The sequence below is a fragment of the Streptomyces sp. NBC_00986 genome (assembly GCF_045162565.1).
GTDB lineage: Bacteria > Actinomycetota > Actinomycetes > Streptomycetales > Streptomycetaceae > Streptomyces.
Genome location: NZ_CP108733.1, coordinates 6,890,194 through 6,915,306 on the forward strand (window position 1 = coordinate 6,890,194; position 25,113 = coordinate 6,915,306).

The 25,113-nt window shown below is 69.8% G+C and carries 25 protein-coding genes and 1 tRNA gene; 12 read left to right on the top strand and 14 right to left on the bottom strand.

Features of this window, described 5'->3' with window-relative positions:
* The first annotated feature begins 83 nt into the window (after positions 1 to 83).
* Positions 84 to 338 (top strand): hypothetical protein, encoded by a 255-nt coding sequence (locus OG504_RS30875; protein ID WP_393752188.1) that lies wholly within the window; start codon positions 84 to 86, stop codon positions 336 to 338.
* Between the two features lie 21 nt (positions 339 to 359).
* Here the strand turns inward: OG504_RS30875 and OG504_RS30880 are convergent, their stop codons facing one another.
* The 4 genes from OG504_RS30880 to OG504_RS30895 form a co-directional block, all read right to left on the bottom strand.
* Positions 360 to 1,106, bottom strand: a complete 747-nt coding sequence (locus tag OG504_RS30880; protein WP_405992730.1) for a DUF6227 family protein — start codon at positions 1,104 to 1,106, stop codon at positions 360 to 362.
* Positions 1,107 to 1,263: 157 nt separating this feature from the next.
* Positions 1,264 to 2,490, bottom strand: coding sequence for an Ig-like domain-containing protein (locus OG504_RS30885; protein ID WP_405992731.1), 1,227 nt, complete (start codon positions 2,488 to 2,490; stop codon positions 1,264 to 1,266).
* 420 nt (positions 2,491 to 2,910) lie between these two features.
* Positions 2,911 to 3,939, bottom strand: coding sequence for a P1 family peptidase (locus tag OG504_RS30890; RefSeq protein ID WP_405992732.1), 1,029 nt, complete (start codon positions 3,937 to 3,939; stop codon positions 2,911 to 2,913).
* 425 nt (positions 3,940 to 4,364) lie between these two features.
* Positions 4,365 to 5,588, bottom strand: a complete 1,224-nt coding sequence (locus tag OG504_RS30895; protein ID WP_405992733.1) for a low temperature requirement protein A — start codon at positions 5,586 to 5,588, stop codon at positions 4,365 to 4,367.
* 49 nt (positions 5,589 to 5,637) lie between these two features.
* On the opposite strand from OG504_RS30895, the gene OG504_RS30900 reads away from it, so the two are divergent.
* Complete coding sequence (locus OG504_RS30900; RefSeq protein WP_366496909.1) at positions 5,638 to 5,814, top strand: hypothetical protein; 177 nt, start codon at positions 5,638 to 5,640, stop codon at positions 5,812 to 5,814.
* Between the two features lie 44 nt (positions 5,815 to 5,858).
* On the opposite strand, the gene mscL is transcribed toward OG504_RS30900, so the two are convergent.
* The 6 genes from mscL to OG504_RS30930 all read right to left on the bottom strand — a co-directional run bounded on the left by mscL (position 5,859) and on the right by OG504_RS30930 (position 11,615).
* Positions 5,859 to 6,320 (bottom strand): large conductance mechanosensitive channel protein MscL, encoded by a 462-nt coding sequence (gene mscL, locus OG504_RS30905; protein WP_405992734.1) that lies wholly within the window; start codon positions 6,318 to 6,320, stop codon positions 5,859 to 5,861.
* A 174-nt stretch (positions 6,321 to 6,494) separates the two neighbouring features.
* Positions 6,495 to 7,076, bottom strand: coding sequence for a hypothetical protein (locus tag OG504_RS30910; RefSeq protein ID WP_405992735.1), 582 nt, complete (start codon positions 7,074 to 7,076; stop codon positions 6,495 to 6,497).
* Positions 7,077 to 7,241: 165 nt separating this feature from the next.
* On the bottom strand, positions 7,242 to 8,075 hold the full coding sequence (locus tag OG504_RS30915) for an S-methyl-5'-thioadenosine phosphorylase (protein WP_405992736.1): 834 nt from the start codon (positions 8,073 to 8,075) through the stop codon (positions 7,242 to 7,244).
* 99 nt (positions 8,076 to 8,174) lie between these two features.
* Entirely contained in the window at positions 8,175 to 8,495 is a 321-nt protein-coding gene (locus OG504_RS30920; RefSeq protein ID WP_405992737.1) for an FmdB family zinc ribbon protein, read from the bottom strand.
* 70 nt (positions 8,496 to 8,565) lie between these two features.
* Entirely contained in the window at positions 8,566 to 9,840 is a 1,275-nt protein-coding gene (locus tag OG504_RS30925; RefSeq protein WP_405992738.1) for an MFS transporter, read from the bottom strand.
* 269 nt (positions 9,841 to 10,109) lie between these two features.
* Entirely contained in the window at positions 10,110 to 11,615 is a 1,506-nt protein-coding gene (locus tag OG504_RS30930; RefSeq protein WP_405996468.1) for a potassium/proton antiporter, read from the bottom strand.
* A 269-nt stretch (positions 11,616 to 11,884) separates the two neighbouring features.
* On the opposite strand from OG504_RS30930, the gene OG504_RS30935 reads away from it, so the two are divergent.
* Positions 11,885 to 14,635 (top strand): penicillin acylase family protein, encoded by a 2,751-nt coding sequence (locus OG504_RS30935; protein ID WP_405992739.1) that lies wholly within the window; start codon positions 11,885 to 11,887, stop codon positions 14,633 to 14,635.
* 68 nt (positions 14,636 to 14,703) lie between these two features.
* Here the strand turns inward: OG504_RS30935 and OG504_RS30940 are convergent, their stop codons facing one another.
* Positions 14,704 to 15,285 carry a 5-formyltetrahydrofolate cyclo-ligase gene (locus tag OG504_RS30940; protein ID WP_405992740.1) on the bottom strand — a complete coding sequence of 194 codons (582 nt, stop codon included), beginning with the start codon at positions 15,283 to 15,285 and terminating at the stop codon, positions 14,704 to 14,706.
* Positions 15,286 to 15,417: 132 nt separating this feature from the next.
* Between OG504_RS30940 and galU the strand changes: the two genes are divergently transcribed.
* The 7 genes from galU to OG504_RS30975 all read left to right on the top strand — a co-directional run bounded on the left by galU (position 15,418) and on the right by OG504_RS30975 (position 21,057).
* Positions 15,418 to 16,320 (top strand): UTP--glucose-1-phosphate uridylyltransferase GalU, encoded by a 903-nt coding sequence (gene galU / locus OG504_RS30945; RefSeq protein WP_033285666.1) that lies wholly within the window; start codon positions 15,418 to 15,420, stop codon positions 16,318 to 16,320.
* Positions 16,321 to 16,325: 5 nt separating this feature from the next.
* A complete protein-coding gene (glp, locus tag OG504_RS30950) occupies positions 16,326 to 17,648 on the top strand; it encodes a gephyrin-like molybdotransferase Glp (protein ID WP_405992741.1) in 1,323 nt (440 codons plus the stop codon).
* A 62-nt stretch (positions 17,649 to 17,710) separates the two neighbouring features.
* Positions 17,711 to 18,223: a cyclic pyranopterin monophosphate synthase MoaC gene (moaC, locus tag OG504_RS30955; protein WP_365305676.1), complete on the top strand. Its 513-nt coding sequence runs from the start codon at positions 17,711 to 17,713 to the stop codon at positions 18,221 to 18,223.
* Entirely contained in the window at positions 18,220 to 18,750 is a 531-nt protein-coding gene (locus OG504_RS30960) for a molybdenum cofactor biosynthesis protein B (protein ID WP_405992742.1), read from the top strand. The genes moaC and OG504_RS30960 overlap by 4 nt, the downstream gene beginning before the upstream one ends.
* A gap of 20 nt (positions 18,751 to 18,770) precedes the next feature.
* Positions 18,771 to 19,385 (top strand): GNAT family N-acetyltransferase, encoded by a 615-nt coding sequence (locus OG504_RS30965; protein ID WP_405992743.1) that lies wholly within the window; start codon positions 18,771 to 18,773, stop codon positions 19,383 to 19,385.
* Positions 19,386 to 19,614: 229 nt separating this feature from the next.
* Positions 19,615 to 20,922, top strand: coding sequence for a gephyrin-like molybdotransferase receptor GlpR (glpR, locus tag OG504_RS30970; protein ID WP_405992744.1), 1,308 nt, complete (start codon positions 19,615 to 19,617; stop codon positions 20,920 to 20,922).
* A 61-nt stretch (positions 20,923 to 20,983) separates the two neighbouring features.
* Positions 20,984 to 21,057, top strand: a tRNA-Ala gene (locus tag OG504_RS30975).
* A 135-nt stretch (positions 21,058 to 21,192) separates the two neighbouring features.
* Here the strand turns inward: OG504_RS30975 and OG504_RS30980 are convergent.
* Positions 21,193 to 21,801: an ArsR/SmtB family transcription factor gene (locus OG504_RS30980; protein WP_405992745.1), complete on the bottom strand. Its 609-nt coding sequence runs from the start codon at positions 21,799 to 21,801 to the stop codon at positions 21,193 to 21,195.
* Positions 21,802 to 22,162: 361 nt separating this feature from the next.
* Here OG504_RS30980 and OG504_RS30985 point away from each other — a divergent pair, with 361 nt between their 5' ends.
* A complete protein-coding gene (locus tag OG504_RS30985) occupies positions 22,163 to 22,696 on the top strand; it encodes a hypothetical protein (protein ID WP_405992746.1) in 534 nt (177 codons plus the stop codon).
* Between the two features lie 54 nt (positions 22,697 to 22,750).
* Here OG504_RS30985 and OG504_RS30990 read toward each other — a convergent pair whose 3' ends face one another.
* Complete coding sequence (locus tag OG504_RS30990; RefSeq protein ID WP_405992747.1) at positions 22,751 to 23,227, bottom strand: GNAT family N-acetyltransferase; 477 nt, start codon at positions 23,225 to 23,227, stop codon at positions 22,751 to 22,753.
* A 113-nt stretch (positions 23,228 to 23,340) separates the two neighbouring features.
* On the opposite strand from OG504_RS30990, the gene OG504_RS30995 reads away from it, so the two are divergent.
* The gene (locus OG504_RS30995; RefSeq protein ID WP_405992748.1) at positions 23,341 to 24,144 is read left to right on the top strand and encodes an exodeoxyribonuclease III; all 804 of its coding nucleotides are present in this window, start codon (positions 23,341 to 23,343) and stop codon (positions 24,142 to 24,144) included.
* A gap of 278 nt (positions 24,145 to 24,422) precedes the next feature.
* Here the strand turns inward: OG504_RS30995 and OG504_RS31000 are convergent, their stop codons facing one another.
* On the bottom strand, positions 24,423 to 25,067 hold the full coding sequence (locus tag OG504_RS31000) for a MerR family transcriptional regulator (RefSeq protein ID WP_405996469.1): 645 nt from the start codon (positions 25,065 to 25,067) through the stop codon (positions 24,423 to 24,425).
* Positions 25,068 to 25,113: the final 46 nt, after the last annotated feature.

Genomic DNA, 25,113 nt, shown 5'->3' on the forward strand with positions numbered 1-25,113 from the left:
GCAGCTGTGAGGTGTTCACGGCAACTGCGAGATACGTCACGGTCCGGGACCACGGTCCCGGACCGTGGTGTCTACTGGAACGCATGCCTGAGCACGTCTCGATCCTCCAGCTGACCGGTGTGGCCGTTCTCGCCCTGGCGACCGTCGCCTGGGTGTTCGGCCTGACGCGCGTCCTGCGCCGCTCGCTCGTCGAGCCCACCACGTGGCACGCGGCCCACCCGCTCCACGGCCTCCCGAACCAACGCCACACCGCTCCCCACGTGGAGTCCGTCGAACTGACCCCGGCGGAGCGGGACGCCTTCGCGGGTCTCGTACGACAGCTCAGCGACGGGCGTTGAAGCCTTCCCCGTTCACCCCGGTCAGGAGACCTGCGCCGCCCGCCGCTCCATCGCGTCCCGCGCCGCGTCCTCGCTGACGTACACCTCGCACATGTGACGGCCGTCCGGTGTCGCCGTGTGCTCGACCTCCCACAGGGAGATCTCCGCGCCGTCCTGCAGCAGGAACGCGTGCTCGTAGAGCGAGAAGCACAGCGCGGCACGGCCCGCTCGGAACGGGCGGCCGAAGGCCTGCGTGATCTGGTGCGCGAACGCCGTCTCCAGCAGCGCGGCCGTCTCGTCGTCCGGCCGGTCCACGTTCTCCGCCCGGCGCAATAAACGGCGCGCGTGGTCCGCGGAGTCGTCCGCCAGATACGTGTGCCGGGGCTCCGGGATCGGCGACAGCTGCACCAGCACCGGCAGTTCGAAGTCCGGGGTGTCCGGCGGCAGCGGCAGCCGCACGGTCGCGGTGCGCAGCTCCTCCTCGTCGACATACACCTCGTGCTGGGTCTCGCGGCCCAGCACGGTGTTGTGGACGAGCTCCCACAGGGTGAGCGCCGAACCGTCGGCGAGCAGCCACGTGTGCCGGTACGTCTCCCGGTGCAGGCCGGCGCTGTGGTGCGCGGAGTGCAGCGAACTGTCGTGCGCCAGCGCGCAGTCGAGACGCCCTATCGTCTCGTCCGGCAGCTCGAAGGAGTTCAGGGCACGGCCGAGGAGTCGCGCGAGATGCTCTTGCGGAGACTCGGGCGACTCGGGTTGTTCGTACGCTGCCGTGTCGTACGGAACGCTCAAGGCTTCTCCCGGCGTTGCTGCATGTCACCTTGTGGGTGCATACCGTAGCCCCTCGGTCGGACATCATGTCTGTGAACCGAGAAAACGTCTGCCCGGAAAACGCGCGGGCCGCGCGAGATGTTCCCGCGCGGCCCGAAGTTCCGTCAAAACCCGCCGGTCAGGCGGCACTTCCGGCGGTCCACTCGCTCCACGCCATGTTCCAGCCGTTGAGCCCGTTGTCCGGGGCGACCGTCTTGTCGGGGGAGTTCTTCACGATCACGACGTCCCCGATGAGCGAGTTGTCGTAGAACCAGGCGGCGTTCGTCGCGCCCTGCGCGCCCTGTACGTCCGCGAGCCCGACACAGCCGTGGCTGGTGCCCGTCTGGCCGAAGGGCGGATTGGACTTGTTGTACCAGTAGTTGCCGTGGATGAACGTCCCCGACGAGGTCAGACGCATCGCGTGCGGCACGTCCGGGATGTCGTACTCCCCGCCCAGACCGACCGTCTGGCTGTTCATCCGGGTCTGGGTGAACTTCTCGGAGATCACCATCTGCCCGTTGTACGTGGTGTGTTCGGGGCTGCCGGACGAGATCGGCAGCGACTTGAGGGTCTGGCCGTCCCGTACGACCGTCATGGTCTGCGTGTTGACGTCGACCGTGGAGACCTGCGAGCGGCCGATGGTGAAGCTCACGGTCTTCTTCTGTACGCCGTAGACGCCGTTCGCGCCCTGCACGCCGTCCAGGTCGATCTTCATCGTGACCTTGGAGCCGGCCTTCCAGTAGTCCTGCGGCCGGAAGTCGAGCCGCTGCGTGCCGAACCAGTGACCCACGACCTGCTGTCCGCTGCTCGACGTGACCGTGATGTGCGACTGCACGGCCTTCTTGTCGCTGATCACCTTGTCGAAGTTGAACGACACCGGCATCCCGACACCGACCGTCGTCCCGTTGTCCGGGGTGTACGTCCCGATGAAGCTGTTGCTCGAAGTGACGGTGGTGAAGATGGAGTTGGCGGCGGCGGTCTTACCGCTGGAGTCCTTCGCGGTCGCCGATATCTGGTACTTGGTCCCGCGCTCCAACTGCTCCTTGGGCTTCCAGCTCGCGCCGTTCGCGGAGATCGCGCCGTCCACGGACTCCCCCGACCCGGAGACCGTCATCTTCACGTCGGTCAACGTGCCGTCGCTGACCTGTACGCCGGTGGAGTTGATGGACGCGTTCGTCGCGCCGTCCTTGGCGGAGATGGTGATCTTCGCGGTGGACGTCTTGGCGGTCGTGTTGCTGCCGCCCTTGTTGTCGGTGTTGGCGTCCGCGCTGGCGTTGCCACCACACGCGCTGAGGGTGAGGGTGCCGACCACCAGGGCGGCGATGGCCCCCAGTACGCGCCGCGCTGCTATGTCCGGCGTTGTCACTGGCTGCTCCAGGTTCGTGTGGTGTACGTGATGCGTGATGCGTGATCCGCTGCGATGCGTGGACAAAGAGGGGGCGCGTGGCTGTACGGGTTCCCTGCGTTCCTCATGGACTCCGTCCGGTGACAGAACCGGGACATATGCGGGGCGGGGCGGGGGGGGGAGGGGAGGGGGCTGGGGTGGGCCACTCGCTTCTTGGTCGGTGTCGAGCTTCCACGGCCCGAGTGAAGGGCGCTCCCTGCGGTCGCGTCTCGCCTGCACGCCGGGTCGGCTCAGCGGCCAACTGTGGGTGGGGGTTGCTGGAGGCTGTGGGTAAAACTAACTGGCTCGGCGGCTTTCACTGGTTAGAAATGGCCCACGCCTCCAGAGGTGACCGGGGCGGCGGACCCGCGTGCCTGTCGCCGCAGGTGTGAACGTGGGTGCCTACCGTCTTCCGTACAGCTCCTCGTACGACGGCCATGTCCCGCCCGGTCCGTCCACCGGCTCGGCGGCGCGTACCGCGCGCACGATCGCGCGGGTCACGACCTCCGCGCCGGCCGCGAGGACGGCGTTGAGGGCGAGGGGGTTCTCTGCGTCGAGTGGGCGGGTCCCGGTGGCGAGTGTGAAGACCGTGTCGCCGTCGTTCAGGAGATGCACCGGGCGTACGGCGCGCGCGATGCCGTCGTGCGCCGTGCCGGCCAGCTTCTGCGCCTGGGCTTTGGTGAGTTCGGCGTCCGTGGCTACCACCGCGAGCGTGGTGTTCAGTGGGGGAGGCGCGTTCTTCGCGGCGGCCTCGGCGAGGCGTTGCCGCGCGGCCTCGTGGACGTGCGGCTCGGGATACTCCACCCGCCCCCGGAACAACTCCCCGTACAGCACGCCCGTTTCGGGGTCCGTCGCCGAACCCGCCGCGTTGGCCACCACCAGCGCCGCCACCGTGATCCCCGACTCCAGCAGAAGGCTCGCGGTCCCGATCCCGCCCTTCAACGGCCCGACCGCAGCCCCCGTACCGGCGCCCACACACCCCTCGCGCACCCGCACCCCGGGCCCGCTGATCGCGGCGGCCTCGACCGCCGTTCGTCCGGTGGCCGCGTCCGGCCTGGCCCGGAAGGCACCGCCCCGCCCCAGGTCGAAGACACAGGCCGCAGGTACTACGGGTACGACGTGCGACGGATCGACGCCGACCCGGACCCCGCGCCCCTGCTCCTCCAGCCACGCCATCACCCCGGACGCGGCGTCGAGCCCGTACGCACTGCCACCGGTCAGCACGATCGCGTCCACCCGTTGCACCAGGTTCCGCGGATCGAGCGCGTCGGTCTCCTTGGTGCCGGGTCCGCCGCCCCGCACATCCACGGCGGCCACCGCCCCGCCCTCCGGCGCGAGCACGACGGTGGTCCCGGTCAGCCAACCGTCCCCCGACCGCGTCGCATGCCCCACCCGCACCCCGGCCACATCAGTCAACGCGTCAACTGTCATGGGGATCAGTCTCGCCCAGCTCCGTACCGATTCGGGGACCGTCGCCGCGCTGCGCACCGGTGATCCGGGGATAGTCAGCCCGCCTTGGGCCCCTGTTCCGGTAGCCGTCGACTGAGCTTCGTCGACTGTTTCGGTGGCGGCCGGCCCGGTCGGCCCGGTGGGGGTGGCGGACGCGGTGGTTCGGAGCACGGTCGGCCGCCCAGCATGTATGGGCGTTGCCGTGCCGGTCGGCCCAACAGGCTTGGTTGATCCGGGGGCGGCCCGACTCAGTACACGCCGCTGGTCCGGGGCAGTTGGGCCGGCGTGCTTGGCTGAGCCGACGGCGGGGGCCCGAGCGCGTGTGGGCGGTGCGGGGGCGGCCGACCCGGCGCGCGTGGCCGTTGCCGTGCCCGTCCGCCCGGCGTGCCCAGCCGATCCAGTGGCCGTCAGCCCGCCGTCGCCGTTGTCTCGGTCCCGCTCTCCTCGGCGGCAGCCGTCCGCGCCGTCAGTGTCACCCCGACCGCTACTGTCAGCGCCGACACCAGCCCGGCCGCCAGCACCGCCCACTGTCCCAGGAACGTGCAGCAGATCACCAGCAACGCGGCCACGGGGAGCACCAGTTGCTGGGTGATGCCCACCTTGTAGTGGCGGGCGTGGAGCGCCCAGACGCTGAGCAGGTACAGGGCAGTCGGCAGGGTCACCGCCGCGGAGGCCGCCAGTGTGGAGATGTGGGCCTTGCCGACCGCCTGTGTGACCGCCACCTCGAGGCCCGCGCCGATCGTGGCCGCCGAGGCGAAGATCAGGTAGTGGCCGTAACCCCACAGGAACGCCTGCTGGTTGGAGCGAAGGTGCCCGTGGATCGGTACCACGAAGTAGATCCACCAGGCGGCGAACACGATCAGCAATCCGCCGGCCGCGATGGGCATCAGCTCGCCCAGCGCGTCGTGCTCGTCCACCCCCGACTTCACGGCGACCGTCGCCGCCGCGATCGTCTCGCCCAGCACGATGATCGTGAACAGCCCGTACCGCTCGGAGATGTGGTGCGGATGCCAGGGCGTCGTGAAGTCCTTCTCCGCGTAGAGCGGCACGCACAGTTCCGCGATCACCATCACCAGGAACACCCACACCCGAGCGTGCTCCGGCAGGACCACCAGCCCCAGCCAGCCGACCAGGCACAGGAGTACGCCACCCGCATACCGCAGGGCCATCGTGCGCTCCGGGCCCCGGGCCGACCGCGCCGCTCGCAGCCACTGCGCGGCCATCGCCAGCCGCATGATCAGGTAGCCGAGCCAGACGACCACGTAGTCGTGCTGGTCGAAGGCCCGCGAGACCCCGGCCGCGAGGACCAGGACGCCGGCGATCTGCACCAGGGTGACGACCCGGTACAGCACGTCGTCGTTGTCGTAGGCCGAGGCGAACCAGGAGAAGTTCATCCAGGCCCACCAGATCGAGAAGAACTGCATCGCGTAGTTCAGGACGCCCTCGCCCGCATGCCCCTCCGCTACGGCGTGCGCCAGCTGGACGCCCGCCTGTGCGATGGCCACCACGAAACACAGGTCGAAGAACAGCTCCAGCGGCGAGGCGACCCGGTGCGACTCGTCCCGGCCCCGGGCGGTGAGCGGGCGCAGGGGTCGTAGGGGGCGCTGGGGACTGTGAGTCTCGGACGTCATGGGGCCAAGCACAGCAGATAACGTCCGCCGGGGGCCGTACCCTGGAGGCATGAGTACCGCTCCCGCCCCCGAGCCGCGCGATCCGAAGCCCGCGCTGGTCTTCGACGACCCGCTGAGCCGGCCGTCCTCGGACGACACGGACCGCGGGTGGGGCGAGCGGCCCGAGGGCGACAGCGCTGCCGATCTGAAGCGCTTCCTCGACGAGAAGCCGCCCCACCACATCTGAGCCGTCGGCCAGGTCTGAACCGCCGGTCGCCTCAGCGTCGTCGGCTACGGCTCCCGGTGCCCCTCGCCGCGCTGCGCGACCAGCGCGTCGCGGATCTCCTTGAGGACCTCCAGCTCGGTGATCTCCATGACCTCCTGCGTGCCCTCCTTGGCCTTGCGCTGGGCCTCCGCCCGGGCCAGGTACTTCGACATCGGCAGGACCATCAGGAAGTAGACGACCGCCGCGGTGATCACGAAGCTGAGGGCGGCTCCCAGGACGGAACCCCACATCAGCTGGATGCCCTTGTCGCCCGAGCAACTGCTGCTCAGGCACGAGCTGTAGGTGTCCAGGTTCTGTGTGCCGATCGCCCCGACGAGCGGGTTGATGATCCCCTTCACCACCGAGTTGACGATGTTCGTGAAGGCGGCGCCGATGACGACCGCGACTGCCAGATCGACGACGTTCCCGCGCATCAGGAAGGCCTTGAAGCCCTGCCAGACGCCCGGGTCCTTCTTCTTCTCGCTCAACTCGGAGCCTCTTCTCGCACGCGCAGGGGGTGGAACCGACAGCTCCGCAACCTACGTCAAGGCCCGGCCGCCCTGTCCAATTCAGTAACTCGAACGAGGGACTTGACAGCAAGTCGCCGAGAAGTCGAAAGGCACGGTTCACCCCACGGACCAGCCCCGAGACCCATCGGCCGATCAGCACATCGTCACCGCCAGCCGCGTCGTGGCGCTCGCGCCGGCCAGCCGCGCCGCCGTGGAGCGTGGCACCGACAGCACCACCAACGCCCCGCCGCCGTCCGCGACTTCGAGCGGCTCAGGCACCTTCGTCACCCGCGCCCCGCGCGCGACCACGTGAGCGTCACCGCCCGTCGCCGACTCCTCTGCGGCGATCACATCGATCCGGTCACCGGCCCGCAGCAGCCGGACCGTACCGGCGTCGGCGATCCGCACCGGCGCCGACACCCACTCGACCGCCCGGCGCTGCCGTACCGGATCGACCACCGGATGCCCGCGAGGCCGCTCGCTGTGCCGTGCCTCCGTCGCGTCACGCGGCCCCGCCGCCACGAGCGCGGCGGCGGTCAGCGCGAGCCCCGCGGCCACGGCCCGCCGCCGGTGCCGTAGCAACCGGCGCAGTTGACAGCGACCGCCGCGCACCCGCACCGGTGCGAAGTGCGGCACCTCGCACGTGGGCGGAGCGTCGGTGCCCAACGGGCGCGGGAAGGAATCCGTACCCGACGGGCCCGTGAAGGAGGGGAAGGAGGGAGGGGAGAGGGACATGGGGGACCACCACCTGCGACGAGGGATCGGCTTGCGGTCCCCACGATGAGGCCTCGCGCCGATGCCTGCCGGAGCCCGTGTGCTACCCGCCGGTTGTGGACAACTCCCTCACCCGAACGGGAAGTTCCGTATCCCGGCCCCTCTCCGTATCCCCAGCCGAGGCCGCTACGGCAGCACGAAGCCCGGGTCCATCCCGCCCAGCGCGTTCGCGCACAGGCAGTCCCGCGCCCCGGTCCCCGGCAGCGCGGCCACCGTGTCGAACAGCACGCCCCGCAGCCGGTCCACGTTGGCCGCGAACACCCGCAGCACCTCGTCGTGGGAGACGCCCTCGCCGGTCTCGGCGCCCGCGTCGAGGTCGGTGACGAGGGTCAACGAGGAGTAGCAGAGCTCCAGTTCACGCGCGAGCGCCGCCTCGGGGTGACCGGTCATGCCGACCACCGACCAGCCCTGCGCCTGGTGCCACAACGACTCGGCGCGGGTCGAGAAGCGCGGGCCTTCGATCACCACGAGCGTGCCGCCGTCCACCGGTTCCCAGTCCCGACCGCGCGCCGCCTTCAGCGAGGCCGCCCGGCCGGTCGGGCAGTAGGGGTCGGCCAGGGACACGTGCACCACGTTCGGCACCGCGCCGCCGGGCAGCGGGAGCCCGTCGAAGTACGTGCCCGTCCGGGACTTCGTACGGTCCACCAGCTGGTCCGGCACCAGCAGCGTGCCCGGCCCGTACTCTGGGCGCAGGCCGCCCACCGCGCACGGGCCGAGGACCTGGCGCACGCCGACGGAGCGCAGCGCCCAGAGGTTGGCCCGGTAGTTGATGCGGTGCGGCGGAAGATGGTGGCCGCGCCCGTGCCGCGGCAGGAACGCGACCCGTCGGCCGGCGATCTCGCCGAGGAAGAGGGAGTCGCTGGGCGGTCCGTAGGGGGTGTCCACCTGGATCTCGGTCACGTCGTCGAGGAACGAGTAGAACCCGGAGCCACCGATCACGCCGATCTCTGCGTTCGCCATGGCCAGCACCCTAGCCGCCGCCGGGAGGGCACAGGGGGGTGCTCCGGAAACGCCGAGGACCCCGTCGTCGTGGACGACAGGGTCCCGCGGTGAAGAGTCCTACGCGGCTGAGCTGTTGCTGGACGAGGAGCCCGAACTCGACGACTTCGACTTCGAGTCCGAGGACGAGGTCGAAGGGGTGGACGGCTTCGAGTCCGAGGACGTCGACGGCTTCGGGGTGGCCGGCGAGCTGCTCGACGACGAGCCGCGGCTGTCGTTCCGGTAGAAACCGGAGCCCTTGAAGACAATGCCGACCGCGGAGTACACCTTCTTCAGGCGGCCGCCGCAATTGGGGCACTCGGTCAGGGCGTCGTCGGTGAACTTCTGCACCGCCTCGAGGCCCTCGCCGCACTCGGTGCACTGATACTGGTAGGTCGGCACTGTTGTCTTCCTCCTGGCACTCTCACTCAATGAGTGCTAACGAGCGTCCATAGTGACGTATTCCCGGGGATCAGTCCACTGCCACCGGTACGCGGTGACCGACGCCACGTGCCACGGTGCGGCTGTGGGGCCGGGTCGCGAGGCGTGAGCGCAGGGCCAGCAGGGTCCCCAGGGCGAGCAGGGTGCCGACCATCGGCACCAGGAAACCGGCGCCGCCCCACAGGCGGTCCTCCAGCTGTCCGGCGACCGTGACGGCGGCGGCCTGGCCGAGGGCGACCGCGCCGGTCAGCCAGGTGAAGGCCTCGGTGCGGGCGCCGGCCGGGACGAGCCCCTCGACCAGCGTGTAGCCGGTGATCAGGGCGGGCGCGATGCACATGCCGACCAGGAGACCGAGGGCGGCCAGGAGCAGCACCGAGTGCGCGGTCCACAGGGCGGACGCGGTCAGTGCGAGCGCCGCGTAGCCGACCAGGAGACGGCGCTGCGGGGCGACCTTCCAGGCGACGGCACCGCAGACGAGCCCGGAGAGCATGTTGCCGGCGGCGAACGTGCCGTACAGGACGCCGTTCAGGCCGGGTTCGCCGATCGACTCGGTGAAGGCGGCCAGGGATACCTGCATGCCGCCGAAGACGGAACCGATGCCCAGGAAGGTCACGATCAGCACGCGCACCCCGGGGATGCCCAGTGCGGAAACGTGCTCCACGCGTGCGTGCCCGATGAGCGCCACCTTGGGCTGGGTGCTCTTCTGGGCGGCGAACAGCAGACCGCCGATCACGGTGAGGCCCGCCTCGGTGATCAGGCCGGCGGCCGGGGTCACGGCGGTGCACAGGGCGGTCGCCAGCAACGGGCCGAAGACGAAGGTCAGTTCGTCCGTGACGGACTCGAAGGCGGCCGCTGTGCTCAGCAGCGGGGAGTCCTGGAGCTTCACACCCCAGCGGGCACGCACCATGGGCCCGATCTGCGGCACCGAGGCGCCGGTCGGCACGGCCGCCACGAACAGCGCCCACAGGGGCGCGTGGCCGAGTGCGAGGGCCGTGAACGTGAGGCCCGACAGGGTGTGCACCAGGACGCCGGGGAGCAGGACGGCCCGCTGTCCGTGGCGGTCGGCCAGGCGCCCGCTGTAGGGCGCGAACAGGGCCATGGAGACGCCGGTGACGGCCGCGGCGGCGCCCGCCGCGCCGTAGGAGCCGGTGGTGTGCTGCACGAGCAGCACGATGGAGATGGTGAGCATCGCGAACGGCTGGCGTGCCGCGAAGCCGGGGAGCAGGAACGTCCAGGCGCCGCGCGTGCGCAGCAGCTGCCCGTATCCGGGACGGGATCCCGTCCCGGAGGTGACCGTGGATGCCACGGCCCGTGCCTTTCTGCCACCTGGTGGCGCGCCCCGTGCGGAGGTCGCCGAGCACTGTCCTCTTGCGCGGAACTGCGGTAGATACCGGTGCCCACGCGGAGAGGGATTCGGCCGCCATACGGTCGCGCCAGCACTGCTTCAGGCAGAGTTGGTTCGATCAGAATGTGCCTTCATCGTACAGGTGATCAGGCCTGCTGGGCCTGTGAAAACGGGCACCACGCGCGCGTTCACCTGTGATTGGTGAACGTGTGAACCTACGAAACATGCCCTTAACGACCGGCGCCGGTGGTGTCCGTGCCCAGCCACCCCGCCAGCTTGCCGCCGTGGCCCACCGCGCGCAGCCGATGTTCGGCCGCGTCCCGGACGGGGTCCGTGGCGACCACGAGGAGTTCGTCGCCGCGCCGCAGGACCGTCGAGGGCAGCGGGACAAACGATTTTCCGTCGCGTACGACGAGGGTGACCGCGGCCCCGGCCGGCAGCCTCAGTTCGTTGACCTCGACGCCGTGCATCTTCGACTCCTCGGGGATCGCGACGGACAGCAGATGTCCGCGCAGCCGCTCCAGGGGCGCCGATTCGATGCCGAGGTCGGCGGCCTCCGGGCCCTCGCCGAGCCGCAGCTTGCGGGCCAGCCAGGGCAGCGTCGGCCCCTGGACCAGGGTGTAGACGACGACCAGGACGAAGACGATGTTGAAGATGCGGCGGCTGCCTTCGACGCCGTTCACCATGGGGATCGTCGCCAGGATGATGGGCACGGCGCCGCGCAGCCCGGCCCAGGACATGAGGGTCTGCTCCTGCCAGGGCACCCGGAACGGTGTGAGGCTCACCACCACGCTGAGCGGCCGGGCCACCATCGTCAGCACCAGGCCGATGAGGAGCGCGGGCCAGACGTCGTCCCCCAGCTCGTGCGGGGTGACCAGCAGGCCGAGCAGGACGAACATGCCGATCTGCGCGATCCAGCCGAGCCCCTCGGCGAAACCGCGGGTGGCGGGCCAGTGGGGCAGCTTGGCGTTGCCGAGCACCATCGAGGCGAGGTAGACCGCCAGGAAGCCGCTGCCGTGCGCCAGGGCGCCCGCCGCGTACGCGGTGACGGCGATCGCCATGACGGCGATCGGGTAGAGACCGGAGGCGGGCAGCGCCACATGCCGCATCCCCCAGGAGCCGAGCCAGCCCACCGCGATGCCCATGGCCGCGCCGATGGCCAGCTCCAGGGCTATCTCGCCCACCAGCATGTACCAGTGCTCGACCGGGCCGGCCGTGGAGAAGGCGACGACCAGGATGACCACCGGGGCGTCGTTGAAGCCCGACTCGGCCTCCAGTGTGCCCGTCACGCGCGCGGGGAGGGGGATGCGGCGCAGCACGGAGAAGACCGCCGCCGCGTCCGTCGAGGACACCACCGCCCCGATGATGAACGCCTGCCGCCAGTCCAGACCGACCAGATAGTGCGCGCCCGCAGCCGTGACACCGACGCTCACCGCGACCCCCGCCAGCGCCAGTGTGGCGGCGGACGACAGGACCGGCCTGACCTCTTTCCACTTCGTGCCGAGGCCGCCCTCGGCCAGGATCACGACCAGGGCCGCGTACCCGATGACCTGGGTCAGCTCGGCGTTGTCGAAGTGGATGTCGCCGACGCCGTCCTGGCCCATGGCGACGCCGATCCCCAGGTACACGAGCAGGCTGGGGAGCCCGCTGCGCGAGGAGATCCGGACCGCCGCGACGGCGACGAGCAGGACGAGCGAGCAGACGAGCAGCAGCTGGTCGAGGTGGTGGACAGTCAGTGGCCTTCCCTTCCTCGGCTGACGCGCTTACAGAGCGGCAGCACATGTACAGGGGACGCGAGGCTGCGGCGCCATGCATCCAAGTACTTCGTTACCTTACCTAACTCTTGACGCTTTCTTGACACTTCGCGAGGCAAGATCGAACGCCCGTCCGCGCCGGTACCCGACTCCGCGTCAAGTCGCTCGGGACCCTGCGCCTATGGTTGCTCCAGCGCTCAGTCAAAAGCACAGCCCGCCCTGCCGCTCGCGTTAGGACAGCAAGGACAGCGATGCCCCCCAACACCACCGCCTCATCGGGTCATAAGCCCGGCAAGTCCGGCAGGAAAAAGGGGCGCAAAGCCCGTCTACTGGTGCTTGTTCTGGTAATGGCCATCATCGGGGGCATCGCCTACGGCGCGTACTGGTCGATCAGCACGGTCCGGGCCTCCCTCCCGCAGACCACGGGCTCGATCACGCTCGACGGCCTCTCCGGGCCCGTCGACGTCAAGCGCGACAGCTACGGCATCCCGCAGATCTACGCGTCCTCCGACGCGGACCTGTTCATGGCGCAGGGCTACGTCCAGGCGCAGGACCGGTTCTACGAGATGGACGTGCGCCGGCACATGACCGCCGGGCGGCTGTCCGAGATGTTCGGCAAGAGCCAGGTCAAGAACGACGAGTTCCTGCGCACCCTGGGCTGGGACCGGGTGGCTCAGAAGGAGTACGACACCAAGCTGTCGGCCTCCACGAAGAAGTACCTCCAGGCGTACGCCAAGGGAGTCAACGCCTATCTCCAGGGCAAGGACGGCAAGGACATCTCCCTGGAGTACGCGGCCCTCGGCTTCAAGAACGACTACAAGCCCCAGAAGTGGACCCCGGTCGACTCGGTCGCGTGGCTCAAGGCGATGGCCTGGGACCTGCGCGGCAACATGAAGGACGAGATCGACCGCGCCCTGATGACCAGCCGCCTCGGCCCCCAGCAGATCGCGGACCTGTACCCGGAGTATCCGTACAGCCGCAACCAGCCGATCGTCACCGAGGGCGAGTACGACGAGTACACCAAGACCTTCGACGGCGGCGACAGCTCCTCCAGCACGTCCACGACCGGCACGACGGGCTCGTCGTCGTCCTCGTCCGGTTCGGCCCTCACGAGCCAGCTGGCGGGCCTCTCGGACGTCCTGGACGACCTCCCGACGGCCGTCGGCGTGAACGGCCAGGGCATCGGCTCCAACTCCTGGGTCGTCGCCGGGAAGAACACCATCACCGGCAAGCCTCTCCTGGCCAACGACCCTCACCTGGAAGCCTCGCTGCCGTCCGTCTGGTACCAGATGGGCCTGCACTGCCGCGCGATCTCCAGCACGTGCCAGTACGACGTCAGCGGCTACACCTTCGCGGGAATGCCCGGCGTCGTCATCGGTCACAACCAGGACATCGCCTGGGGCATGACCAACTCCGGGGTCGACGTCACCGACCTCTACCTGGAGAAGCTCTCCGGCGACGGCTACCTGTACGACGGCACGACGAAGCCCTTCACGACCCGCACGGAGACCATCAAGGTCGCCGGCGGCGCCTCCAAGAAGATCGTCGTCCGGGAGACCAACAACGGCCCGCTGCTGTCCGACCGCAACGACGAACTCGTGAAGGTCGGCAAGAAGGCCACCGTCGACACCGCGGCCCCCGACAGAGGGGACGGCTACGGCATCGCCCTGCGCTGGACCGCAGAGGACCCGGGCACCACCATGGACGCCGTCTTCGCCATCGACAAGGCGTCCGACTGGAGCGAGTTCCGCTCCGCGTCCGCGAAGTTCGACGTGCCCTCGCAGAACCTCGTCTACGCCGACACCAAGAACAACATCGGCTACACGCTGCCCGGCAGGATCCCCACGCGCGGGAAGGGCGACGGCTCGCTGCCCGTGCCCGGCTGGGACTCCAAGTACGACTGGACCGGCTACATCCCGCAGGCCGCCCTGCCGTACGAGTACAACCCGAAACGCGGCTACATCGTCACCGCCAACCAGGCCGTGATCGACAAGGACAAGTACCCGTACACCCTCACCACGGACTGGGGCTACGGCACCCGCAGCCAGCGCATCACCGATCTGATCCAGTCGAAGATCGACGGCGGCGGCAAGATCTCCACCGACGACATGCGGCAGATGCAGCTCGACGACAGCAGTGAGATCGCCAAGCTGCTCGTGCCCAAGCTGCTGAAGATCGACGAGCCCGACGCCGACGTGCGCGAGGCGCAGAAGCTCCTGGAGGGCTGGGACTACACCCAGGACGCCGACTCGGCGGCCGCCGCCTACTTCAACTCGGTCTGGCGCAACATCCTCAAGCTGGCCTTCGGCAACAAGCTGCCCAAGGAGCTGCGGGTCGAGGGCCAGTGCCTGTACGTCTCGCCGGTCGACACCACCGGTCCCGCCGACGAGGACAACAAGAAGGTGCGCGAGTGCGGCGAGCGTGACGCCGACGAGGCCCAACCGGACGGCGGCGACCGGTGGTTCGAGGTCGTCCGCAAGCTCATGGACGACCCCACCAACGCCTGGTGGAAGACCCCCGAGTCGGGCAACCGCCCGGGGGCGAGCAACATGAACCAGCTGTTCAAGCGCGCCATGATCGACGCCCGCTGGGAGCTGACCGCGAAGCTCGGCAAGGACATCGACACCTGGAGCTGGGGCCGGCTGCACCGCCTGTTCCTGAAGAACCAGACCCTGGGCATCGAAGGCCCCGCCATCGTCCAGTACGCCCTCAACCGCGGTCCCTGGAAGCTCAGCGGCGGCGAGGCCACGGTCAACGCGACGGGCTGGAACGCGGCCGGCGGCTACGGAGTCGTCTGGGTGCCGTCGATGCGCATGGTGGTCAACCTGGACGACTTCGACAAGTCCAAGTGGATCAACCTCACCGGAGCCTCCGGACATGCCTACAGCGCGCACTACACCGACCAGACCAGCAAGTGGGTCAACGGTGAACTGCTGCCCTGGTCGTTCTCGTCCAAGGCGGTCGACGGCAGCACGAGCGACACCCTGGTGCTGAAGCCGTGACTCGTTGAACAACCGAACAACCTGAAATGGCCCTCCACGCACGCGTGGAGGGCCATTTCGGTTCCCGTTCAGTTCCCCGCGAACCGCCGCACACCCGACGGCGTCACCACCGCCCACACCGGCCGGTCGTGCGCCTCCGTAGGCACGTGCTCGACGACCTCGGAGTCGTACAGCAGCACCACCAGCGCGGGATGGACACCCGCCCGCTCCAGTCGCGCCAGCACACGGTCGTACGACCCCCCGCCGCGCCCCAGGCGCATCCCGCGCCCGTCGACCGCCAGACCGGGCAGCAGGACGACGTCGGCGGCGGTCACGGCGTCCGGGCCGAGCCGCTCGCCGGACGGCTCCAACAGGGCCATCTTTCCGCCGTGTCGGACCCGCGAGAGCGAGTCCTCGCCGTCGTAGGCACCCCAGTCCAGGTCGTTGTCCGGGAGGAGTGCCGGGAGCAGGACGTCGATGTCCCGCGCGCGGAGTGCGTCCAGGAGCGCGAGTGTTCCGGGTTCGCTCCCGACGGAGACGTACGCCGCCACTGTGCGCGCGTGCGTCAACTCGGGCAGTTCCAGGGCGCGATGGGCAAGCGCGACGCCGGTCGCCCGCACGTCATCGGCCGTCAACCTGTTCCTCACCGTGAGGAACTCTCGTCGCAACATTCGCTTGTCAGGCTCGGCTTCATGTCCTGGGTCCCGCACAGGTCCCACCCGTACCCTTCCTAATGTGCTCATATGAGAGCGTTTTAACCGGAGCCACAGATTCTGCACAAAGGCACCGGATAAGGTTCGGGCATGACTCAGTCGCACCCCAGGATCAGCAAGGCTGTCATCCCCGCAGCCGGTCTCGGCACCAGGTTCCTGCCGGCCACGAAGGCAACTCCCAAGGAGATGCTGCCGGTCGTGGACAAGCCCGCGATCCAGTACGTGGTCGAAGAGGCCGCGTCGGCTGGGCTCGACGACGTCCTCATGATCACCGGACGCAACAAGCGCCCCCTCGAGGACCACTTCGACCGCAACTACGAGCTCGAATCCGCCCTCCAGAAGAAGGGTGACGCGAGCCGGCTCGCCAAGGTCCAGGAGTCCAGCGACCTCGCGACCATGCACTACGTCCGCCAGGGCGACCCCAAGGGCCTCGGCCACGCCGTCCTGTGCGCCGCCCCGCACGTCGGCCACGAGCCCTTCGCCGTCCTCCTCGGGGATGACCTCATCGACCCCCGTGACCCCCTCCTCGCGCGCATGGTCGAGGTCCAGGAGCAGCACGGAGGCAGCGTCGTCGCCCTCATGGAGGTCGCCCCGGAGCAGATCCACCTCTACGGTTGCGCGGCCGTGGAGGCCACCGCGGACGACGACGTCGTCAAGGTGACCGGCCTGGTCGAGAAGCCGGACGCGGCCGACGCCCCGTCGAACTACGCGATCATCGGCCGCTACGTCCTCGACCCCCACATCTTCGACATACTGCGCAAGACCGAGCCCGGCCGCGGCGGCGAGATCCAACTCACCGACGCCCTCCAGCAGTTGGCCACCGACGAGAAGGTCGGCGGCCCCGTGCACGGCGTCGTCTTCAAGGGACGCCGCTATGACACCGGCGACCGGGGCGACTATCTGCGTGCCATTGTCAGACTCGCGTGCGAACGTGAAGACCTGGGACCGGACTTCCGGGCCTGGCTTCGCAGTTATGTAGCCGAGGAGATGTAGCAACGTTGAGCACCGCCGCGACCCGCACCGCAGGGCCCGACCACCTCTGGACGGTGGACGAGCACCTGGAGGACATCCTCGCGACCGTCCGCCCCCTGGAACCCATCGAGCTGCAACTGCTCGACGCCCAGGGCTGCGTCCTGGTCGAGGACATCACGGTGCCGGTCTCGCTCCCGCCCTTCGACAACAGCTCGATGGACGGGTACGCGGTGCGGGTCACGGATGTCGCGGGCGCTAGCGAGGAGTTCCCGGCTGTCCTGACGGTCGTCGGCGACGTCGCGGCGGGCCAGGCCGAGCCGCTCCACGTGGGCCCGGGGGAGACCGCCCGCATCATGACCGGCGCCCCGCTCCCGCCCGGCGCCGAGGCCGTCGTCCCCGTGGAGTGGACCGACGGAGGGCTCGGCGACGGCCCGGTCACCGGCATGCGGGCCCGCAGCCAGGCCCCCGAGGCGGCCACCGGGCACGTGCACGTGTACCGCTCGGCCGAGGCACGCGCGCACGTACGCGCGAAGGGCAGCGACGTGAAGGCGGGCGACCGCGCCCTGGACGCCGGCACCGTCCTCGGCCCGCCGCAGATCGCCCTGCTCGCCGCGATCGGCCGCGGCACGGTCCGCGTGCGCCCACGCCCGCGCGTGGTCGTCATGTCCACCGGCAGCGAACTCGTCCAGCCCGACGAGCAGTTGGGCGACGGCCAGATCTACGACTCCAACAGCTTCGCCCTCACCGCCGCCGCCCGCGACGCCGGAGCCATCGCCTACCGGGTCGGCGCCGTCGCCGACGACGCCGAGACCCTCCGCGACACCATCGAGGACCAACTCGTCCGCGCCGACCTCCTGGTCACCACCGGCGGCGTCAGCGTCGGGGCGTACGACGTCGTCAAGGAAGCCCTGTCCTCCGTGGGCGACGAGGATGAGGAGGGCGCCGGGATCGACTTCCGCAAGCTCGCCATGCAGCCCGGCAAACCCCAGGGCTTCGGCTCCATCGGCCCCGACCACATCCCGCTGCTGGCCCTTCCCGGCAACCCGGTGTCGTCGTACGTCTCCTTCGAGCTGTTCGTCCGGCCCGCGATCCGCGCCCTGATGGGCCTGGACGACGTCCACCGCCCGAGGACCCGGGCCACTCTCACCACGGACAAGGCGCTGACCTCCCCGAAGGGGCGCAGACAGTTCCTGCGCGGGAGGTACGCCGACGGCGAGGTGACCCCCGTAGGGGGCGCCGGATCACACCTGGTCGCGGCCCTCGCGCTCGCCGACGCGCTGATCGTCGTCCCCGAGGACGTCGAGTCCGTGGAGCCCGGCACCGAGGTCGAAGTGGTCCTGCTCGGCTGAGCAGTGCTGGTTGGCGGTACCGTGTCGCGCACAACACGCCCGGACCGGGAGCGCCACACAGCATGACTGAGCCTTTCCGAGGGAGCACCCCCGGACCCCCTGCGCACGACCGACTGACGCACATCGACGACGCGGGCGCCGCCCGGATGGTCGACGTGTCCGGTAAGGACGTGACCGCGCGCACCGCCACCGCCAGCGGACGCGTCCTCGTCTCGCCCCGCGTGGTCGAACTGCTCCGCGGCGAGGGCGTCCCCAAGGGCGACGCCCTGGCCACCGCGCGCATCGCCGGGATCATGGGCGCCAAACGCACCCCGGACCTCATCCCGCTCTGCCACCCGCTGTCGGTGTCGGGTGTGAAACTGGATCTGTCGGTCGCGGACGACGCCGTACGGATCCGGGCCACCGTGAAGACGACGGACCGCACGGGCGTCGAGATGGAGGCCCTCACCGCGGTCTCCGTCGCGGCGCTCACCGTGATCGACATGGTCAAGGCGGTCGACAAGGGAGCGGTCATCACGGACGTGCGCGTGGAGGAGAAGACGGGCGGCAAGTCGGGCGACTGGAGCCGGACATGACGCCCGACAGCACCCTGCCCGCGTCCTACCGCGCCCTGGTGGTCACGGCCTCCAACCGTGCCGCCTCCGGCGTCTACGAAGACAAGGGCGGCCCGTTGATCGCCGACGGCCTGAAGGGCTTCGGCTTCACGGTCGAAGGGCCGCAGGTGGTCCCCGACGGCGACCCGGTGGAGGCCGCGCTGCGGGCCGCCGTAGAAGCCGGTTACGACGCCGTCGTCACCACCGGCGGCACCGGCGTCTCGCCCACCGACCGCACGCCCGAGGCGACCCGCGCGGTCATCGACTACGAGGTGCCGGGCATCGCCGAGGCCATCCGGGCGTTCGGACGGGAGAAGGTGCCGACTTCGGCGCTCTCCCGGGGCCTGGCCGGAGTCGCCGGGTACACACTGATCGTCAACCTGCCGGGGTCCACCGGCGGGGTGAGGGACGGCCTCGCCGTCCTCGAGCCCCTGCTGGCGCACGCCGTCGACCAGATCCGAGGCGGCGATCACACCAGACCCGCCGACACCAGTGGGGGTGCGAGCTGAACAGCCCATCCTGGCCTGCCGTGCTGGTGGACGGCGACATCGTCCTGAGGCCGATAAAGCTGCGCGACCAGCGGGCCTGGCGCGATGTCAACCGGCGCAACCGGGACTGGCTGCGCCCCTGGGAGGCGACGATTCCGCCGCCCACCCCCAGCGGGCCGATCGCGCACCGGCCGACGTACCGGCAGATGGTCCGGCATCTCCGCTCCGAGGCGAACTCGGGCCGGATGCTGCCGTTCGTCATCGAATACCAGGGGCGCCTGGTCGGGCAGTTGACGGTCGCCGGGATCACCTGGGGCTCGATGTGCTCGGGCCACGTCGGCTACTGGGTGGACGAGTCGGTGGCCGGCCGCGGAGTGATGCCGACATCGGTGGCACTCGTCGTCGACCACTGTTTCCGTGCCGTGGGACTGCACCGCATCGAGGTCTGTATTCGCCCGGAGAACGGCCCCAGCCGCCGGGTCGTCGAGAAACTCGGATTCCGTGAGGAGGGGCTCAGACCCCGTTATCTCCACATCGACGGCGCCTGGCGCGACCACCTCGTCTTCGCGCTCACCGCGGAAGAGGTGCCCGAGGGGTTGCTGGCCCGCTGGCAGCGGGCACGCTCCCGGAGCACCCCGCACGACAATCCCGCATAACCCCGGAGGCGTGGAGTCAGGCGTAGAGGCGGGAAGTCCCGGGAGCCCGGAAATGGAATACGTGTTCGAAAGTGATCGACGGATGACCGTCTTGGGGCAATGAATTCGCCAACTCGGCGGCCTGTTGATCGCATCGGTCACAAAAAAAGCTCGAAATATCAGCCAGATCGTGCGACACACCGGCTCAATTGGCAGATGGCCTCACGCAAACCCCTCTACCGTGTGAGGCGTGAGCAGCAGCGGCCTCATCTACGCAGTCATTGTCGGGGCCTGGGCCGCCTACTTGGTGCCGATGTGGCTCCGTAGGCAGGACGAGCTGAACGAGGCCCGTCCGACGGAACGCTTCAGCACCGCCATCCGGCTGCTGTCCGGACGGGCGGGAATGGAGCGCCGGTACGCCAAGGACCTGCGGGCGCGCTCCACCGAGGAGGAGGAGCCCAGCGCCGTCGTGCCGGACGCCGTCACCGACTCGGTGGACGTCCGGGCCTTCGCCATGCCCCCGGCCCGTCCCCAGGTGCACGCGCCCGTCCGGCAGCAGAGCCAGGAACGGCCGGAAGCGGCGCGAGAACCGGAGCGTGGGGCGGCGCGTGAACCCGAGCGTGAGCCGGTCCGCGAACCGGCGCGTGAGCAGGCGTCCAAGCCGGTACCCCAGCAGGCCTCGGTGCCGGCCCAGTCACCCAAGCCCGCACCCGCCTCCGCGCCTGCGCGCAAGCGGGTCCCGGTCGCGCGGCGCAGCCCCGCCGAGGAGGCCGCGGCAGCGCGCGCCCGGCGGGTGAAGGTGCTCGCGCGCCGCAGACGGACCACCGTGATGCTCTTCCTCGCCTTCACGCTCGGCGCGATCGTCGCGGCGGTCGGCGGGCTCGCCCTGCTCTGGGCGCCCGGCGTACCGGCGGTACTGCTCAGCGGGTACATCGCCTATCTCCGCACCCAGGAACGCCGCCGCTTCGCCTACCAGATGGACCGGCGCCGGGCCGAGGTCGCCGCGCAGCGACTGAGGGAGCGTCAGCCGCGCAGGCGCGCGTCCGTGGACGCCGGGATCGACGACGCCGAGGAGGGCCCGGCACCGGAGACGGACCCCGGGCTGTCCGCACTCGCCGCCGACCGTCGCGCCCTCGTCGAGCAGACCGACCACGCCGAGTGGGTCGACCAGCAGCGCGAGCGGCAGCGCCGGCCGGGCCAGGGCGACAGCTGGGACCCGGTACCGGTACCGCTTCCGACGTACGTCACCGCGCCGGTCGCCCCGCGTGCCACGTCCGACGTGGACCTCGGGGCGCCGGACGCGTGGAGTTCGGCCCGCTCCAGCTCCGTGGCACCGGAGCAGGAGGCGCAGTCCGTGGCGCGGGACGACCGCGATGCCAGGGACAACCAGGACGCCCGGGACGAGGACGCGGAGGACCCGTCGGACGACAGGTCGACGCCGGACGGCCGCACCGACGCGCGCCGCGCCGCCTCCGCCCGGCGCGCCCGCGAGCGGGGCCGCACGCCCCTGTTCGACCAGTACGAGGACGGCGAACGGCCCCGCGCGGCCAACGAGTGACCAGGCAGGGAACGGATTTCCAAGCACCCTGACGGGGATGCTAGAGTTTCACTCGTTGCAAGGGCCTGTGGCGCAGTCTGGTAGCGCACCTCGTTCGCATCGAGGGGGTCTGGGGTTCAAATCCCCACAGGTCCACCGCAATGACTGTTCTTGAGCTGGCTCAGGGGTAGTTGACGAAGTCCCACCAATCTTCATGATTGGTGGGACTTTTGTCGTTTCTGGGGTCTGCTCTGGCCGGCTCTCCGGCGGTCGGCTCGGGCCGACCCGGGTTCAGTCCGCGGGGAGGGCGAACCACCGTAGATGGACGGCGCGGGCCCCGGGCGATGCGTCCTCCGGGCCGTGGGAGAAGCGGGCCAGGAGGTCCAGGTAGGCGTCGTGGAAGGCGCCGAGTTCTTCCTCGGTGAGATGGCTGAGGCTCCGTGAGCCGCGCATCCACCCCTTCGAGTTCGCCTGCTCCTCCATGAACCGGCGGGCGAGTTCGACGTCCTCTTCCATCCTCATCCGGTCGAGCGTGCTCGCGACGGCACGCTCGCCGTCCGTCATCTCGTCCTGCGCGGGCCTGCGCACGTCCAGCCCGCGCACCGCTTGCCACCAGCGCTCGCGTCCGCCGGGACGGTCCGGGGTGTCCTCGATGAACCCGCCCTGCTCCAGTCGGCGCAGGTGGTAGCTCAGGGTGCCGGTGTTCTCGCCGAGGGCGGCGGCGAGGGTCGTCGAGGTCGCCGGTCCGTGGATGCCGAGGTGACGCAGGATCCGCAGGCGCAGGGGATGGGCGAGTGCCTTGAGGGCTGCCGGATCGCTGACCGTGCGGCGGGCGTCGCCTGGTTCGGGGGCCGGTTCCGGCTCGGGGCTCGGCTCGGGGGGCTCCTGCGATTTGCTCACGGCTGTAGCCTACAGCCGATCCTCTGCAGATTTTTCTCTGCAGGCCTTTCTATGCAGAGAAAAATCTGCAATCCTGATGGTGGGAGGCAGCCGCTCCTTCAAGCCCCCTTCGATCCCCTTCAACTTGATCCACTCGACGCTTCATTCGGAGGTCGCCATGCTTCGTGTCGCTCGCACAGCCCGCCTGGTTCGACGTCTTGTCGTGTCGCTGGCCGCTCTGACTCTGGGGGCGGGCGTCGCGGCGGGGCCGGCCCATGCGGCTGGTGCTACGGCCACTGCACGGGGCGCCGACTTCGGTGCCTGTCCGGCCCTCTCCGCGCTTCCTGAAGGTGCCGATCCCGCGGCCTGGCGGTGCGAGGCGATGACTGCCGTCGGGCATCTGACCCTCGGCCGTATAGATCAGTCGCTCGGCAAGGCGGCCATGGCGATCACCTTCGCCGAGGGCACTGTGAACGGCGAATTCCACCAGGTCTTCGGCGGGATGACGGCTGTTCCTGTGCGGGTCCGGGGCGCGTCGCTGACGATCACGCCCCGGTACGCGGGCTATTTCGACTTCCAGTCGAACGACGAGCGGCGCGGAGAGCTGGACCTGACGTTCCGGCTCTCGGGGCCCGCGGTGCCGTCCGGGTGCTCCATCGGTACCGATGCGGATCCGATACGGCTGGTGCTCAAGGAGACCGAGGCGTCGACCGTCGTGTCACAGGATCCGCTGGTCGTTGCCTTCGGGGTGGCGGACGATCGGTTTGCGGCGCCGAGGACCTCCGGCTGCGGCCGACTGGGGCCGGTGCTCGACAGGGTGCTCCGGATACCGTCCCCGGCCGGCGCGAACAGCCTCGATCTGGATGCTCGGGTGTCCTTCCGCTCCTACGGTTCCACGGCCGAGATATCCCGGTGAGTCACTCCGCGGACCACCGGCCCTGAGCGACACCGACGAGGGGGTCGCGAGGTTTCACAGCCCCTTCGCGAAGCACCGGCTCTCATCGTAGGAGCGGTAATAGCCGAACTTCACGCAGGGCTCGTAGCCGCTGGACGTGTAGAGGGCGATGGCCTCCGGCTGCTTGGTGCCGGTTTCCAGGACCATGCGGGTGCGGCCGGCCGTGCGGGCGTTCTCCTCCAGGGCGGCCAGCATGCGGCGGGCGAGGCCCAGGCCGCGGGCCTGTTCGATCACGTACATGCGCTTGAGTTCGGCGTCGCCGTCCTCGTTGCCCTCGCCGTTGGCGTCCTGGGACCGCCAGCCGCCGGTGGCGACGGGGTCGTCGTGCTCGTCGTACGCGATGAGGTACACGCCGTTCGGCGGGGTGAAGTCCGACGGGTCCAGGACCGTGGCGTCCCCGCCGTCGCCGTAGCGGACGTGGTACTCCTCCTGGACCTGGTCGTTCAGCTTGACGGCGTCGGGGTGGTCGAACGGGACGGGGCGTATGTTCATGCCAAATATCGTACTTCTGTGCGTAGGGAGGGTATGCGGGGCTCTGTGCCGGTCCGTGAGGGTCCGCGCAGGGCGGATCCGGACTCCGTCCAGTGTGCCGGTATTGTGCGCGAGTGCTCACTGTGACCTCTGCCAATGTGAACGGACTGCGGGCCGCCGCGAAGAAGGGCTTCGTGGAATGGCTCGCGGAGACCTCCGCCGATGTGCTCTGTCTGCAGGAGGTGCGGGCCGAGCCGGAGCAGTTGCCGGAGCACGTCCGCGCCCCCGAGGGCTGGCACGTCGTGCACGCCCCGGCCGCCGCCAAGGGCCGCGCGGGCGTCTCCCTCTACACCCGCCGCGAGCCGGACCGGGTCCAAGTGGGCTTCGGATCGGCCGAGTTCGACGGGAGCGGCCGCTACGTCGAGGCCGACCTGCCCGGTGTCACCGTCGCCAGCCTCTATCTGCCCTCCGGTGAGGTCGGCACCGAGCGGCAGGACGAGAAGGCGCGCTTCATGGGCGAGTTCCTGGCCTATCTGAAGGGGTTGCGTGAGCGGGCCGCCGCCGACGGGCGCGAGGTCGTCGTCTGCGGTGACTGGAACATCGCCCACCAGCCCGCCGACCTCAAGAACTGGCGCGCCAACCAGAAGAACTCCGGCTTCCTGCCCGAGGAGAGGGCATGGCTCAGCCAGGTCTTCGACGCGGAGGACGGGGCGTATGTCGATGTCGTGCGCGGCCTGCATCCGGACGTCGAGGGACCGTACTCCTGGTGGTCCTACCGCGGGCGGGCGTTCGACAACGACAGCGGATGGCGCATCGACTACCACGTCTCGACGCCGGGCCTCGCCGCGAAGGCGGTCAAGGGATACGTCGAGCGCGCGGCCACGCACGACGAGCGCTGGTCGGACCACGCGCCCGTGACGGTGGTCTACGACCTCTGAGGTCACTGATGTTGGTCTACGACCTCTGAGGTCACTGACGTTGGTCTACGACCTCTGAGGTCACTGACGTTGGTCTACGACCTCTGAGGTCACTGACGTTGGTCTACGACCTCCGAGGTCACTGACACGTTGGTCTACAACCTCAGAGGTCGCTGACGTTGGCCTACGACCTCTGAGGTCGTGGCGTTGCTCTGCGACCTTTGTGGTCGGTGACGTTCGTCTACGACCCCTGGGGTCCCTGGCGGTGGTCTATGACCCCTGGGGTCCCCGGCGGTGGTCTACGACCCCTGAGGTCCCCGGTCGCCGCCCGCCTGCAGTCGGCGGTCCATCGCCATCGACAACTCCGCCTCTACGACGCTCTTCGCCAGCGGGCGCAGCCGTTGCAGGTCCTCTGCCGTGCGGCCCTCCGTGATGACCAGGCCGGTGAAGAGTTCGGCGAGGGCGTCCGTGTGTTCGCGGACGCGGCGGCCCGCGGCGAGGACGTCGGCGAGGGGGATGCCCTCGCGGACCAGCGCGGCCGTGACGTCGAGGAGGCGGCGGCTGATGTGGACGATCTCGCCGCCGTCGGTGCCGAGGTAGCCGAGTTCGAGTGAGGCGGCGAAGTTCTCCGGGGTCGCCTGGTCGCCGAAGTAGTCGGCGAGGGCCTCCGGGGTGAGCCGTACCGGCGTCTCCTCGGTGGGGGCGCCGAGGCCGAGCAACTCGCCCACGTTGCGGCCGTGGTCGAAGGCCTCGGCCAGTTCCGCGATGCCGTTGAGGGTGTGGCCGCGTTCCAGCAGCGCCGAGATCGTGCGCAGACGGGCCAGGTGCGTCTCGTCGTACCAGGCGATACGGCCTTCCCGGCGTGGCGGGTGGATGAGTTTGCGCTCGCGGTAGAAGCGCAGGGTGCGCATCGTGATGCCGGCCTCGTCGGCCAGTTCCTCCATGCGGTACTCGCGCTTCTCCGCCTGTTCCGCCTGTTCTGCCTTCTCC

Coding starts and splice junctions, on each gene's coding strand:
- OG504_RS30875 (WP_393752188.1), top strand. CDS start 84: ATGCCTGAGCACGTCTCGATCCTCCAGCTGACCGGTGTGGCCGTTCTC.
- OG504_RS30890 (WP_405992732.1), bottom strand. CDS start 3,939: ATGACAGTTGACGCGTTGACTGATGTGGCCGGGGTGCGGGTGGGGCAT.
- OG504_RS30895 (WP_405992733.1), bottom strand. CDS start 5,588: ATGACGTCCGAGACTCACAGTCCCCAGCGCCCCCTACGACCCCTGCGC.
- OG504_RS30900 (WP_366496909.1), top strand. CDS start 5,638: ATGAGTACCGCTCCCGCCCCCGAGCCGCGCGATCCGAAGCCCGCGCTG.
- OG504_RS30910 (WP_405992735.1), bottom strand. CDS start 7,076: ATGTCCCTCTCCCCTCCCTCCTTCCCCTCCTTCACGGGCCCGTCGGGT.
- OG504_RS30915 (WP_405992736.1), bottom strand. CDS start 8,075: ATGGCGAACGCAGAGATCGGCGTGATCGGTGGCTCCGGGTTCTACTCG.
- OG504_RS30935 (WP_405992739.1), top strand. CDS start 11,885: ATGCCCCCCAACACCACCGCCTCATCGGGTCATAAGCCCGGCAAGTCC.
- OG504_RS30940 (WP_405992740.1), bottom strand. CDS start 15,285: ATGTTGCGACGAGAGTTCCTCACGGTGAGGAACAGGTTGACGGCCGAT.
- galU (WP_033285666.1), top strand. CDS start 15,418: ATGACTCAGTCGCACCCCAGGATCAGCAAGGCTGTCATCCCCGCAGCC.
- moaC (WP_365305676.1), top strand. CDS start 17,711: ATGACTGAGCCTTTCCGAGGGAGCACCCCCGGACCCCCTGCGCACGAC.
- OG504_RS30960 (WP_405992742.1), top strand. CDS start 18,220: ATGACGCCCGACAGCACCCTGCCCGCGTCCTACCGCGCCCTGGTGGTC.
- OG504_RS30985 (WP_405992746.1), top strand. CDS start 22,163: ATGACTGCCGTCGGGCATCTGACCCTCGGCCGTATAGATCAGTCGCTC.
- OG504_RS30990 (WP_405992747.1), bottom strand. CDS start 23,227: ATGAACATACGCCCCGTCCCGTTCGACCACCCCGACGCCGTCAAGCTG.
- OG504_RS31000 (WP_405996469.1), bottom strand. CDS start 25,067: ATGGAGGAACTGGCCGACGAGGCCGGCATCACGATGCGCACCCTGCGC.